This is a genomic window from Pseudonocardia sp. KRD291, from assembly GCF_019263595.1.
Classification (GTDB): domain Bacteria; phylum Actinomycetota; class Actinomycetes; order Mycobacteriales; family Pseudonocardiaceae; genus Pseudonocardia.
The window spans coordinates 1-12,655 of sequence record NZ_JADQDD010000186.1 but is presented as its reverse complement, the minus strand read 5'-3'; the positions used below and the strand labels follow the sequence as shown (position 1 = coordinate 12,655).

Sequence of the window (12,655 nt, the reverse complement as noted above, 5' to 3'; positions counted from 1 at the left end):
GGACGAGGTGCGCTCCGGCCTGGCGGCCCGGTGCCGGGACCTGGCCGCCGACGGGGTCGTTCCCGGCGGGGCCGGCAACGTGAGCGTGCGTATCGACGACGACCGTGTGCTCATCACCCGGCGCGGGCTCCGCTTCGCCCGGGCCGGCGAGGACGACCTCACCGTGGTCTCCCTCGACGGGGCGACGCTGCAGGGCCCGGCCCCCTCCTCGGAGATCGGCCTACACCTGGGGATCCACCGTCACCGGCCCCCCGGTCACCGGGCGTCCGGTCACCGAGCCCCGTGCGCCGTCGTGCACACCCACGGCCGTGCCGCGGTCGCGGTCGGCCTGGTCCTCGACGAGCTCCCCGCGGTCCACTACTCGATCGGCCGCCTCGGACGCCGGGTCCCGACGGTCCCCTACCACGTGTTCGGCTCGGCCGAGCTCGCCGACGCCGTGGGCACGGCGGTTGCGGACGGCGCCGGTTCGGTCCTGCTGCGCAACCACGGATCGGTCAGCTGCGGCGACGACCTGGACCAGGCCGTCGAGCACGCCGGCCTGGTCGAGTGGCTGTGCGAGGTCTACCTGGACGCACGGGCTCTCGGGGAGCCGGCCCTGCTGAGCCGGCAGGACCTCGACGCGAGCCGCGAGCAGGCCGGACGGCTCTCCTACGGGCGACCCTGAGTCCACCCACCGGCGGCCATGGTCAGTCCAGTACCGCGTCGACCGCCTTCTTGAGCGCGCCCGGCCGGGTCGGGTACCGGGGAGCCTTCCTCCTCAGATCGATCATCTGCTCGCCGATGTCCTGCAGCTTCTTGCGCCCCAGCGCCTCGCGAACCTGCGGGAACCACTCCTGCTCCTCCTCGTCGATGTGGTGGTCGACGTTCTCGATGAGGACGGTGGTCTTGGCGTCGAAACGTTCGTCGTCGGCCGACATGGCGGCGAGTTCCATGCACAGCACGTCGGCGACGTGGTGCTCCTCGTAGGACTCGAGCACGTCGTCCTCGGTCGAGGGGACCAGCTCGCGCACTGCCGGGTACATGCACTCGTTCTCGATGTAGGTGTGCACGGTCAGCGCCTCGAGGATGCCGTCGACGATCTTCGCCTTGGTCGTCGTCGCGTTCGGTCCGGCCTTCTCGAAGTCCCGGAACAGCTTGCGGATTCGCTTGTGGTCGTCCTTGAGCAGCACGATCGCATCGTTGGACATGGGTACCTCCTCCGCCCGGCGGAGCCGGATCGACGTGACGGTCGTCGACGGATACCCGACCGACGGTGGCTCAACCGGATCACCTGCGCGCCGGTTGATCGGACCTGGTCGCCTCTCCGAGCACCGCGCCGTCGTACCCCGCGGCCTCGGGTGCGACGACGTGTGCGCCGCCGCACCGCGGGTAGCCGCCCGCCATGGCTCAGATCGGCGACACCGTCCGGCGCGGTCGACGCGCGCCCGCGTCCGGGTTGCCGGATCGTGCCGGCACCGCTGAGGACCGCGAGGTGGTGGTGGGTGTGCTGGCCGACCCCGACCTCCCGACCACGGTCGCGGACCGGTTGAACGGCACCCTGGCCGAGATGCTGGCCGAACGGGTGTCGGATGTGGCCGTGCGCTGGCGGGTCGAGGTCGTCCGCGACGCGTTCGAGGCGCTTTCCGGCTACGAGCGGCTGCTCGACCGGGCCCGCCACCGCGTCCGTACCAGCGACGGGGACCTGGCCATCTGCCTGACCGACGCGCCGCTGCGCGACGCCCACGGCGTCGTCCTGGCCGAGGTCGGTGCCGACGACACCACCGCGGTGATCTCACTCCCCGCGCTCGGCGGCGTCGACCTGGTCCGCCGGACCCGCCGCCTGATCGCGCTCTTGGTCGAGCACTTGGCCGTCGACGTCCTAGCCCCGGGCACGGCGCGTTCACCGCTGCGCGAGGACCCGCGCCTGCGTCGCGCCCGCACGCTGCATGCGGTGGAACCGAGCGACTCCGACATCAGCTGCGAACTCGTGCTCAGCCCCCGGACCGGTGTGCTCCGGCTGCTGCTCGGCATGACCCGCGCCAACCGCCCCTGGCAACTGGTGTGGGGCCTGTCGGCCGCCCTCGGCGGCGCCCTGGCAGGCGGCGCGTTCGGAGTCTTCTACTCCAACATCTGGAGCCTGGCCGACTCGTTGCCCGCCTGGCGCCTCGCCGTCGTGTGCGTCGCCGCGGTCGTGGTCTACGTCGTGTGGCTCATCGCAGGCCACGGCCTGTGGCAGGCCACCACCACCTCGACCCGCCGCGACGACGCGCGGACCACCTTGCGCAACGCCGGCACGGTCCTCACCGTCACCGCCGGCGCCCTGGTGTTCTGCGCCGCACTGTTCACCGTCGTTCTCGCGGCGAGCCTGCTGGTGATCACTCCCAGCTACCTCACCTCGACCATCGGGCATCCGGCCGGGTTCGTCGACTATCTCGACGTCGCGCTCGTGGCGACCGTGATGGGCACCATCGCCGGCGCCGTCGGCTCCGGCCTCGAGGACGACACCACCATCCGCCACGCCACCTACGGCTACCGCGAACGGCAACGAGCCGAAGCCGACGCCGACACTCGGTGACATCGAAGGATGGAAGAGTTCGACCGCCTACCTTCCGCCGATGCCGGGACGGCGGACCGGGGGCCAGGCTGGACCGCATCGGACGGCCGCCAGGGCCGCCCGCTCCAGAAAGGTCCGACCGTGATCACCAATAACGAACGGCTCGACGCGACCGACGACCGGATCGCTCGACCCCGCCTGCTGCCTCGACCGTTGCTCGCGACGCTGCTCCTCCTGTCGCTCGCGGCCAACGCAGTGCTGTCGTTGTCACCGTTGCCGGGTGCCGTCGGAGCGATCTTCGGCCTGATCTCCCTCGCGATCGGTGCACTCCTGGTGCGCGACCACTACCGGCGTCGCCCCCGGGCGGGGAGCTGAGCTCTCGGTGACGGGTGGCCCGGGGCGGCCCGGTCCGGACGAAGTCACGGACGAACTCGGCACGTCGTCGCGTCCGGGCCCTCCACCGTGCGGATGGGAGACTCGCTCGATGACCGAACGGACGGCGGTCGACGCGCCGGTGGGCGATGACCTTCCCGCACCCAGCCCTGCCATCCTGCTCATGACGTTGGGCCGGCGACTGCGCGGCGAGATCGAGCTCGATCTCGCCGCCTCCGGACTCACGCTCCGGCACCTGTCCGCACTCGGACACCTGGGAAGGGAACCGGGGCGGTCCTACAGCGAGCTCGCCCGTCGCGCAGGCGTGACCGTGCAGAGCATGCAGGCCACCTTGCGGCAGCTCGAGGCGCTCGGAGCCGTCGAGCGACGCACGCCTCCCGGCCGGGGCCGCACCGCCGAGCTGCACCCCACCGACAGCGGTCGCCGGCTCCGCGCCGCCGGGCTGGCGATCGTCGCCGCCGCCGACGAGCGGCTCGTCGCGGCACTGCCCGAACAGGACGCGACCGCGCTGGGCCCGCTCCTGATGCAGCTCCACCGCGCCGGCCCGTCCTGAACCGCGCCTTCGACGACCAACGCGGCAGCTGCCCACCCCTCCCCTGCACCGGATCCTCAGGTAGTCTGGACCGAGTTTCAGCCTGGCTGAAAGTAAGGAGCCGAACCGGTGCACCACGCGGATCGACCGCCCATGAGATGCCGTACGGACGCCGCCGCGGTGGTCCGGACGTGAACGCCGTCCTGCTCGCGCTGCACGTCCTGGTGGCCATCGTCGCCATCGGACCGATCTGTGTCGCCGCCAGCATGTTTCCCGCCGAGGCGCGCCGCGCGCTCGACGGCGGGGCCACCGACCCCGCCACGCGGCTGGCGGTCCTCTCCCGCATCTCCCGGGTCTATGCGGGCGTCGGGATCGCCGTTCCCGTGCTCGGGATGATGACCGCCGCGTCCATGGGCGTCCTGTCCCAGGCGTGGGTGGTCGTGTCCATGGGGCTCACCCTCGTGGCGGCCCTCGTCCTCGCGTTCGCCGTGCTCCCCCGCCAGCAGAGCCTGCTCGCCGACGTCACCGCGCAGCCGACGATCGGATCCGGGGCCGGTGCGACAGCGCGGGACGAGATCCGCAGGCTCGCGATGGTGACCGGCGTGTTCAACCTGCTGTGGGCCACGGTGACCGTACTGATGATCGTGCGGCCCGGCTCGACCACCGGGGTGTGAGGCGTGAACATCCGGCTGTTGACCCTGCTCGCCGCCGTCGAGCTCGGCTCGCTGACCCTGCTCCTGGCCAACCTCGCCACCGTGCACGTCCCGGTCGTGGCCACGATCCTCGGGCCGCTGCACGGCTGCGCGTACATCGCGACGATCATCGGCACCGCCATGTACGCCGGTCCGAGGAGTCTTCCGACGCTTCTCGCCATCATCCCAGGGGTGGGCGGGACACTCGCGATGGCGACCCTGCGGCGCAGAACACGGCTTCCCGCTGACGACCCGGCGCCCGGCACGACCCGGTGAACCGTCGGCCGGTGCCGGCACTCCCACGCCTCGGGTGTCGGAGCGTGCCCGCGCGCTGTCGCCGTCTGCTCCCGGTCACCATCGCCCGCGTTGGTTGGGGATCCGGGCCGCGACGGCGGCGGCGGCCAGGACGACGACCGCGAGACCACCGAAGGCGATCGACATGGCCAGGCCGGGGTTCGCACTCGCCGCGCTCACCGCCGTGGTCACCGACACGGCGATGATCGCACCGAACTGCCGGAACATGATCCGCAACCCGGACACCGCCGACACCTCGTCCGGAACGAGATGCATGCCCGCATTGTTCGACGCCGGCGCGGCCAGACCCATTCCGAGGCCGGTCACTCCCGCAGCGACTGCCAACCACAGCTCCGGAGCCACACCCGGCGGCGGCACCGCGGTGAGGACCAGGCCGGCCACGATTGCGCCCATACCCACCAGGAGCAACGGCCGGTGCCCCACCCGCCGCAACAATGCCACAGCCACCAACGAGGACGCGATCATCCCCACCGCACGCACCGTCAACAACACTCCCGCAGCCAGCGGAACAATGGCATAACGGCTCTGTGCATACAGCGGGGCCAGAGCCGAGAAGCCGATCGCCGCGGCGCCGAAAGCGACGTTGAGTATGTTCATCGACCCGAGCCCGCCACCGACAAGTAGACGAATCGGGACGACCGGATCCCGGTGCCGCCGCGCGTGCCGCAGCGACGCCCACCCCGCGACCACCGCGACGACCGCACTCGCCCCGACCCCGAGGGCTCCCCGGACACCCGAAGCCAGCTCACCGACCCGGGTGATCGTCAGCATCGCCGCGAGCAGCACCACCATCAGCAACACGATCCCGCGGACGTCGACCTTCTCCGGCCGTCTCCGCGGCGGCTCCCGGACCAGGAAGAACCCGCTGACCAGCAATACCAGCACCAACGGGATATTGATGAGGAAGATGCCCCGCCACGACCACACGGTCACCACCACGCCCCCGAGCAACGGGCCCAGGACCGCGCCCATCGGGAAGACACTGGTGAACAGCGCGAGCGCCCGGTCCCGGTCGCGGCCGAATACGTGCGCGACGATGCCCATCCCGGCCGGCAGCAACATCCCGCCCGCAACGCCCTGGACGAACCGACACACGATCAGCTGCCCGATGGACGCGGTGATCGCACACACCATCGACGCCGCGGCGAACACCCCGATCGCCACCAGAAACACCCGTCGCTTACCGAACTGGTCACCCAGCCTGCCCCCGAGCGGCAACGCCAGAATCTGACCGACCGAATACACGGTGATCGTCCAGCCGGTCCACCCGATACCGGCACCCAGATCGGCCTGTAATGCCGACAATGCCGTCGCGATGGCCGTCTGATCCAGAGCGATCATCAGCAACGAAGAACTGACCACGGCGAACACCGCCCAGCGGCGGGCCTGCGGAGCCGACTCCGGGCCGTCCACAGAAGACCGTTCCGCACGGGCCGCGGGAGCGGCCGGGACCATCGGCCCGGCAGTGATCTTGCGCGCCACAATGCCTGCTTTCGGAGGTTTTCTCCACCGTAGGGTAGTTAGCATCAAACAACAAAGCCCGGCCGATCGCGGCCGGGTGGGTACGGCGTCCCCGGCGCGCAGGACCTCGTCGACCGGGCGCGGCAGTCGGCGGACCCGGCGAATCGGCAGGAGCCCGTGCGGCGCGCCGCCGTCGACGCCGCCTCGGGACGCCAGTGATCGCTGCCGCTCAGCGCGGCACGTGACGCCGAGGCGGCCGGGCGGGCGGCCTCCGCGCCCGAGTTGAGTTCTGCTCACGTATCACCGAACTAATGTCGCTTCTTACGGGTCGGCGCGGCCATATCGTTGATTCCGCGAGGCATTCCCGCGCAATCCCTTCCGCGAGGCGTCCGCACAACACCCCTGACCCGTGAGGTGATGTCATGCTCGTCGACTTCCGTCCGCACACCCGGCTGCGGGGTAGCCGGCCGGTGGACATCGGTACCTCGGTCGTCCCGGTCCTGGACGCCCTGAGCACGGGCCCGGTCGACCTCGGCAAGGTGCGCGTCGTCGCGGACTGGGTGCAGTACAAGGAGAACTTCCGCGACGTGGTCGACCTGCGCCCGATCCTGCACGTCCCGAGGACGCGCGGACCCGCCGGTCCGGTACCGGTACCGAGCAGGCGTTGCCCGGTGGTGAGAGCGACGCCTGCAACACCAACGCCGCCCGCGACCTCGTCGATGACCTGTCCACGGTCTGGGACCGCCTCGCCGCCGGCGGCGCACTGCCCGACGAGCTCTACGTCGTCGAGCTCGGGGTGGGCGACGGCAGCCAGGCCAAGGTCTTCCTGGACACCTTCCGCGACCGCGACCGCGGCACCGCCTACTACCAGCGGCTGCACTACTGCGTCGAGACCCGCGCGTACGTGCCCTCGAGCGGCCGGGGAGCTGGCCGCGTCGCTGTCCGCCGAGGTCGAGGAGCTGCCGGGCCTGGTCCACAAACTGCTACGGCTGGGTCCCGCGCTCCTGCACGAGGCCGTGCCGCAGCACGTGCCCGACGTCGACTCCGCGGTCGAGTTCTGGCGGCGCACCTGGCCGGCCCTGCGTCTGCAGGAGCGCTACGTCCCGCTCGCCGGGCTCGACACCTACCCGGCGTCGGACCCGACGCTGCGCTCGGGCAACGGCGCCGAGGCCGTGCTCAGCGGCGAGCTGCTCGGCCCCATGCTGGAGTCCGGAGCCGACGTGCGCATGCACGTGAGCAACGGCGCCGTGACCAGTTTCGTGGAGAGCCTGAGACTGCTGCACCCCTACGGCACGCTCGTGTGCCACGACCTGTCCGTCACCCCGCGCAGTATCGGGCTCGAGGAGGCATCGCGCTGACGCGTCGCTCAGGCCACGAACCCGCCGTCGACCGGGAGTACGACGCCGCTGAGGTGACTCGCCCGGTCGCTGAGCAGGAAACCCACGGTGGCACCGACCTCCGTCCCCGTCCCCACCTTGCGCAACGGGGTGGAGTTGATCCTCGCCTCCACGCCGCCCGGGATCGCCTGTCGCAGCTGGTCCAGCATCGGTGTCTCGGTCGGCCCCGGAGCGATCACGTTCACCCGGACCCCGGATGGGCCGAAGTCGTGCGCGGCGGTCCGGGTCAGGCCGATGACCGCGTGTTTGGTGGCCTGGTAGGCGCCCATACCGGAACTCCCGCGAAGACCACCGATGCTGCTCACGTTGACGATCGAGCCGAAGCCCTGCCGTTCCATCACCCGTACCTCTTCGCGCAGGCACAGCCACGTGCCCTTCACGTTCACCGCCATGATCCGGTCGAAGTCCGCTTCCGGGACCGCGTCGAGGCGCCCGGCCTGGGTCATCGCGGCATTGTTGAACGCCCCGTCGAGTCGACCGAACCGGGCGACGGTGGCATCGACGACGCTGCCGACGTCCGCCGCGGACGAGACGTCCCCGGTCCGGTAGGCCACGTCGTGCCCCGCCGCGGCGAGCTCTTCCGTCAGCGCGGCGAGCGGAGCCTCGGTGCGCGCGACGAGCATCAGCGCGGCACCGTCCCCGGCGAGCACGCGGGCGGTGTCGGCCCCGATTCCCGCGCTCGCCCCGACGACGACGATCACCTTGCCGGCCAGCGGCTCTGCGGTGCTCATGATGCCTCCTCCTGCTTCACATTCCCGCGCAGCGCGAGCATCGCGCGGGCCTCGACCGGTGTGGCGATCTGCTTGCCGAGGTCCTCGACGACGGCGCGGATCTTCCCGACCTGCTCGGCGTTGCTCTGCGCGAGCCGTCCCTTGCCGAGCCACAGGCTGTCCTCCAGGCCGACCCGGACGTGGCCGCCCAGCCAGGCGCTGTGCGTGGCGAACTGCATCTGGTCGCGGCCCGCGGCGAACGCGGAGAACGAGTAGTCGTCGCCGAAGAGCTTGTCGGCGATCCGCACCATGTGCTCCAGGTTCTCGTGGTCGGCGCCGATCCCCCCGAGGATGCCGAACACACCCTGGATCAGCAGCGGCGGCTTCGCCAGGCCCTTGTCGAGGAAGTACGCGAGCGAGTACAGGTGCCCGATGTCGTAGCACTCGTACTCGAATCGGGTGCCGGACCCCCCGAGCGTGCGCAGCGCGTGCTCGATCGCGTCGAAGGTGTTGACGAACGGATGGGAGTAGGTGTTGAGCACGTAGGGCTTCTCCCAGTCGTGCTTCCACTCGGCCACCTTGTCCGCGATCCCCGAGTACACGAAGTTCATCGAGCCCATGTTCATCGACGCCAGCTCGGGCCGGAGCGCGACGGCGGCCGCGAGGCGCTGCTCCATCGTCATCGCCGGCGAGCCGCCGGTGGTGATGTTGATGACGGCGTCGGTCCGTGCGGTGATCCGCCCGACGATCTCCTCGAAGACCTCGGGTTCGAACGTGGGCCGACCGTCCGGCCGGCGGGCGTGCAGGTGCACGACGGCCGAGCCGGCCTCGGCCGCCCCGATCGCGGCGTCGGCCACCTCGTCGGCGGACAGCGGCAGGTAGGGGCTCTGGGACGGCACGTTGACCGAACCCGTCACCGCGGTGGTGATGATGACCTTCTCGGCCGCCCGCATCAGTTCTCCTTCGTGGCCGTGGTCGTGGCCGGGTGCCGTTCGCCGGTCACGGCGCGAGCGCCCGGTAGGCGTCGATCTTCGCGTCGTCGAGCGGGCCGAGCAGGCTGACGGCGACCTGCGTGGCACCCGCGTCGTACTGGTGCTGCACCGCCTGCCGCACCTGCTCCGGGGTGCCCCAGGCGACGAGGGCGTCGATGAGCCGGTCGGACCCGGGCGGCGCGAGGTCGGCCTCGGTGAACCCGAGCCGCGTCAGCTTGGCGATCTGGTGCGGCAGCGTCAGGTAGTAGGCGAGGCGGCTGCGGGCGACGTCGCGTGCGGTGGCCCGGTCGCGGCCCACCACGGCCCACTGGACGACCGAGAGGAACAGGTCCGGCCCGATCGTCTCGCGGGCCCAGCCGGTGTGCTCGGGGGTGACGAGGAAGGTGATCAGCCCGTCGGCGCGCTCGGCGGCCAGACGGGTGATCCCGGCCGAGTACGCACCGAGCACCCGGGGCACCTCCGCGCGGGTGCCGCCGCGGCGGGCGATCGTCGCGTCGACCTCGTCGAGGTAGTCGCGCAGGAACGGCAGCGGGCCGATCCCGCGTTGCCGGACCGCGCCGCTGACTCCCAGCCCCAGCACGTAGCGCCCCGGGTGGCCGGCGGCGAGGTCCTGCGCCGCCGACGCCGCGGACTTCGGTACGCGTTCGAGCGCGCGGGCGACGCCGTTGCCGACGATCATCCGCCGTGTCGCCCCGAGCACCAGGGCGGCCGTGGTGAACGCCTCGCGCCCGGCGACCTCGGGGATCCAGAGCATCCGGTGTCCGCACTCCTCGAGCGCGCCGACGAAGCGCCTGACCCCGTCGTGGTCGAGGTCGTCCAGCTCGGCCACCGACAACGCGGTGCGTGGCCACGACCGGGCCCCCGACGGGCTCAGCGACGGGCTCACCGGCGCCCTTCGGCGTCCCGGAACGCCGTGACCAGGCCACGCGCGGCCCCGGCCAGCATCGACGCGTCGTTGCTGAGCACGACGAAGTCGGACCCGTCGCGCGCGGCCTGCGCGGCCCGCTCGGGCACGTCCCCGAACGCGAGGCCGCAGTACTTGCCGGCGACGTGCGCGGCGTCGATCGCGGAGCCGACCAGCTCGAGCACCTCCGGGGCGGCCGGCGTGGAGCCCATCGACATGGACAGGTCCGCCGCGCCGACGAACACGGCGTCGATCGAGTCGAGCGCGAGCATCTCCGGTGCGGCCTTGATCGCCTCGGTGCTCTCGAGCTGCGGGATGCAGAGCACGTCGTCGTTGCCGGTGGCGAGGTAGTCGGCGTTCGGGCGCAGCCCCCAGGCGCCGGCGCGGCTGGTGCCGCCCGCGCCGCGCGTGCCGTGCGGCGGGAACCGGCACGCCCGCCCGACCGCAGTCGCCTGCTCGACCGTGTCGACGTGGGGCACGAGGATGCCCATGGCGCCGGCGTCGAGGATCTTCTGAATGGTCGAGGCCGTCCCGTCCGGCACCCTGACCAGCGGGACCATGCCCAGCGCGGCAGCCGAGTTGATCAGCCGGTACGCGGTCTGCAGGTCCAGCGGAGCATGCTCCAGGTCGATCACGACGAAGTCGAAACCGGCATAGGCCATGATCTCGACCGGTTCCCCTGACGTGATCTTGAGCCAGGTGCCGAGCGGGGTGGCCCCGCGGTCCGCGGCGAACAGCCCGCAACCGGTGCGCCGTGGCGCGCTCACGGCATCGGGTAGTCGTCGGCGTTGAGCACCCAGCCGGGTCTCTCGGAGAAGTCCACGCGCGGCGGGCTGAAGATGTCGATGAGCTGGTTCACGCCGGGGTCACTCGCCGCGGAGGTGTGCACGGTGGGCGGCGGGATGATCGCCACCGACGGGCTGCCGAGTCGCACGTGCTCGTCCTCGCGCCACGTGGTGCTGTCCGGGCGCCAAGGCGTGCGGATGTGGTGGACGTACTCGCCCTGCACGGCGAGGGAGAGCTGTTCGAAGTCGTCGTGCGCGTGCGGCGAGAGCTTGCGCGGGTCGCGCGGGCCGTCGTTCTCGGGCAGGAAGTTGACCATGAACGAGCGGGTACGGAAGATCCGCCCGAACCGTGCCGGGTCGTCCGGGACGTCGGCGAGCGGGTAGAACCGGACCGTCGGCGCACCGGAGGGCTCCGGCCAGCGCCGCAGCAACGCGACGCGGGGATGGTCGTCGGCGTAGGCGTCGGCGTTGGCGGCACGGTCGCGCCATGCCGGCTCGCCGGCCTCGACCAGGCGCACGAGCGGTCCGTCGCCGTGCACGTCGATCCGCGAGGCGCCGGGTGCGACCACCACGAGCCCGGGCCGGTCGACCCTGGTGGCCCCGTCGTCGGTGTACACGGTGAACACGGGCGACGCGCCGGTGACCACGATCGCGAGCTCACCGTCGAGCGTTCCGTTGTCGAGATCGTCGCCGGTCCGTGCCGCGGTGTGCACCAGCACGACGTTCTGGGCTCGGACCACCGCGGTGCGGCTGTCCGCAGAGGCGATCTCCTGCAGGTCGAAGTACTGCGCGGGCGCGATCGCGTCGCCGCTGTCCGGTCGTGGCGCGGTCGCCGTCGCGAGGGAGGACCGGGGGTCGTCCTTGTCGTACACGGTGGTGTCCTTTCGCTCAGGTGTCGAGGTCGAGCAGGTAGGCCGGGTTGTCGCGGACCATGCGCCGCAGGTCCTTCTCCGGCAGGCCCAGGTCGAGCAGAGCTCCGGCGACGCGCAGCCACGCGTCGACCGGTTTCGGGTTGGCCTTCTGCCCGAAGTCCGAGGCCAGCACGATGTGCTCCGGTCCGAGCGCCTCGATCCAGGTCAGCAGCGCCTTCGGGTCCCACTTCTGCGTTCCCTCGGGGTCGTACATGCCGACCTCGTGCTCGACGAAGGCGCCGAGCCCGATCAGCTCGCGGCACAGCTCCGGGTCGGCGCCGATCACGAAGTCGGGATGGCTGACGACCATCCGCGTGATGCCGCGGTCCTTCGCGGCCTGGAACAGCGTGCGGATGTACTCGGGGTACATGTGGCCCCCGTTGACGACGGCCCCCTGCTCCTTGATCTCGTCGAGGATCTCGCCCGCCTCGGGCTTGAGCTCACCGCCGTCGTCGACGATGTCGATGCGCTCGAGGGTCAGCGGCACGGTGGTGGTCGGGAAGGCACCGTCCTCGGGGTGGCAGTCGATGTGCCGGCCCGAGGAGATGGTCGGGAACCAGACGACCTTGCCGCCCATCCGCAGGCACATCCGTACGGCGTGCGCGTTGAGCCCGCCGACCGTGCTGTTGAGCGCGATCCCCCCGTAGGCGGTGGCGGCGACGTCGGCGAGGCGGCCCTTCATCGCCAGCACATCCATCTGGGTGTTGTGGTGATGGGACTTCGCGACCATGGCCCGCATCCCGATCCGCGCGCCGTCCTGCGCGGCCTCCACATGGTCGAGGCGACGGGGGAACGGGCTGGGCCCGGAGTGGACGTGCATGTCGACCAGGCCGTCCAGGACGGCGGCGATGGCGGGAGACTGGCTCACAGATCGTCCTTCGTTCGCATAGTGGATTTTCAGTTCACTCTACGACCACATGTCAAGGGCCTTCAGGCACTTGTGAAGGACTGACCTCCGGATTACGGTTCCGATCGTTCACTTTGTGAACCCCACGTTCGAGACACTACCGGCCGCGGTCACTCGTGGGCT

At 71.2% G+C, this 12,655-nt stretch carries 15 protein-coding genes; 7 read left to right on the top strand and 8 right to left on the bottom strand.

All coding sequences use genetic code 11. The features are described 5' to 3' along the window. Positions 1–664, top strand: a 664-nt coding sequence (locus I4I78_RS22235) for a class II aldolase/adducin family protein (RefSeq protein WP_218613404.1), incomplete at its 5' end; no start/stop codon positions are given. Between the two features lie 22 nt (positions 665–686). Here I4I78_RS22235 and I4I78_RS22230 read toward each other — a convergent pair. Next, the gene (locus tag I4I78_RS22230) at positions 687–1,187 is read right to left on the bottom strand and encodes a hemerythrin domain-containing protein (protein ID WP_218613403.1); all 501 of its coding nucleotides are present in this window, start codon (positions 1,185–1,187) and stop codon (positions 687–689) included. Between the two features lie 194 nt (positions 1,188–1,381). On the opposite strand from I4I78_RS22230, the gene I4I78_RS22225 reads away from it, so the two are divergent. From I4I78_RS22225 to I4I78_RS22205, 5 genes are all read left to right on the top strand, one after another. Further along, a complete protein-coding gene (locus I4I78_RS22225; RefSeq protein WP_218613402.1) occupies positions 1,382–2,554 on the top strand; it encodes a hypothetical protein in 1,173 nt (390 codons plus the stop codon). A gap of 9 nt (positions 2,555–2,563) precedes the next feature. Continuing rightward, complete coding sequence (locus I4I78_RS22220) at positions 2,564–2,908, top strand: hypothetical protein (RefSeq protein WP_218613401.1); 345 nt, start codon at positions 2,564–2,566, stop codon at positions 2,906–2,908. A gap of 109 nt (positions 2,909–3,017) precedes the next feature. Next, positions 3,018–3,479 carry a MarR family winged helix-turn-helix transcriptional regulator gene (locus I4I78_RS22215; RefSeq protein ID WP_218613400.1) on the top strand — a complete coding sequence of 154 codons (462 nt, stop codon included), beginning with the start codon at positions 3,018–3,020 and terminating at the stop codon, positions 3,477–3,479. A 170-nt stretch (positions 3,480–3,649) separates the two neighbouring features. Continuing rightward, the gene (locus I4I78_RS22210; protein WP_218613399.1) at positions 3,650–4,132 is read left to right on the top strand and encodes a hypothetical protein; all 483 of its coding nucleotides are present in this window, start codon (positions 3,650–3,652) and stop codon (positions 4,130–4,132) included. A gap of 3 nt (positions 4,133–4,135) precedes the next feature. Next, positions 4,136–4,426, top strand: coding sequence for a hypothetical protein (locus I4I78_RS22205; protein WP_218613398.1), 291 nt, complete (start codon positions 4,136–4,138; stop codon positions 4,424–4,426). A gap of 75 nt (positions 4,427–4,501) precedes the next feature. Here the strand turns inward: I4I78_RS22205 and I4I78_RS22200 are convergent, their stop codons facing one another. Further along, the gene (locus I4I78_RS22200) at positions 4,502–5,947 is read right to left on the bottom strand and encodes an MFS transporter (protein ID WP_218613397.1); all 1,446 of its coding nucleotides are present in this window, start codon (positions 5,945–5,947) and stop codon (positions 4,502–4,504) included. A 401-nt stretch (positions 5,948–6,348) separates the two neighbouring features. On the opposite strand from I4I78_RS22200, the gene I4I78_RS22195 reads away from it, so the two are divergent. Next, positions 6,349–7,284 (top strand): hypothetical protein, encoded by a 936-nt coding sequence (locus tag I4I78_RS22195; protein ID WP_218613396.1) that lies wholly within the window; start codon positions 6,349–6,351, stop codon positions 7,282–7,284. Between the two features lie 8 nt (positions 7,285–7,292). On the opposite strand, the gene I4I78_RS22190 is transcribed toward I4I78_RS22195, so the two are convergent. The 6 genes from I4I78_RS22190 to I4I78_RS22165 are packed head-to-tail and all read right to left on the bottom strand — an operon-like array spanning position 7,293 to position 12,493. Beyond that, entirely contained in the window at positions 7,293–8,054 is a 762-nt protein-coding gene (locus I4I78_RS22190) for an SDR family NAD(P)-dependent oxidoreductase (RefSeq protein WP_218613395.1), read from the bottom strand. Then, a complete protein-coding gene (locus I4I78_RS22185; protein ID WP_218613394.1) occupies positions 8,051–8,986 on the bottom strand; it encodes a 3-keto-5-aminohexanoate cleavage protein in 936 nt (311 codons plus the stop codon). Before I4I78_RS22185 ends, I4I78_RS22190 begins: the two co-directional genes overlap by 4 nt. A gap of 46 nt (positions 8,987–9,032) precedes the next feature. Next, positions 9,033–9,854 carry an LLM class flavin-dependent oxidoreductase gene (locus tag I4I78_RS22180; protein WP_218613393.1) on the bottom strand — a complete coding sequence of 274 codons (822 nt, stop codon included), beginning with the start codon at positions 9,852–9,854 and terminating at the stop codon, positions 9,033–9,035. Positions 9,855–9,907: 53 nt separating this feature from the next. Continuing rightward, positions 9,908–10,696, bottom strand: a complete 789-nt coding sequence (locus I4I78_RS22175; protein WP_218613392.1) for an HpcH/HpaI aldolase/citrate lyase family protein — start codon at positions 10,694–10,696, stop codon at positions 9,908–9,910. Further along, positions 10,693–11,586, bottom strand: coding sequence for a hypothetical protein (locus tag I4I78_RS22170; RefSeq protein ID WP_218613391.1), 894 nt, complete (start codon positions 11,584–11,586; stop codon positions 10,693–10,695). Before I4I78_RS22170 ends, I4I78_RS22175 begins: the two co-directional genes overlap by 4 nt. 16 nt (positions 11,587–11,602) lie before the next feature. Continuing rightward, positions 11,603–12,493: a DUF6282 family protein gene (locus tag I4I78_RS22165; protein WP_218613390.1), complete on the bottom strand. Its 891-nt coding sequence runs from the start codon at positions 12,491–12,493 to the stop codon at positions 11,603–11,605. Positions 12,494–12,655: the final 162 nt, after the last annotated feature.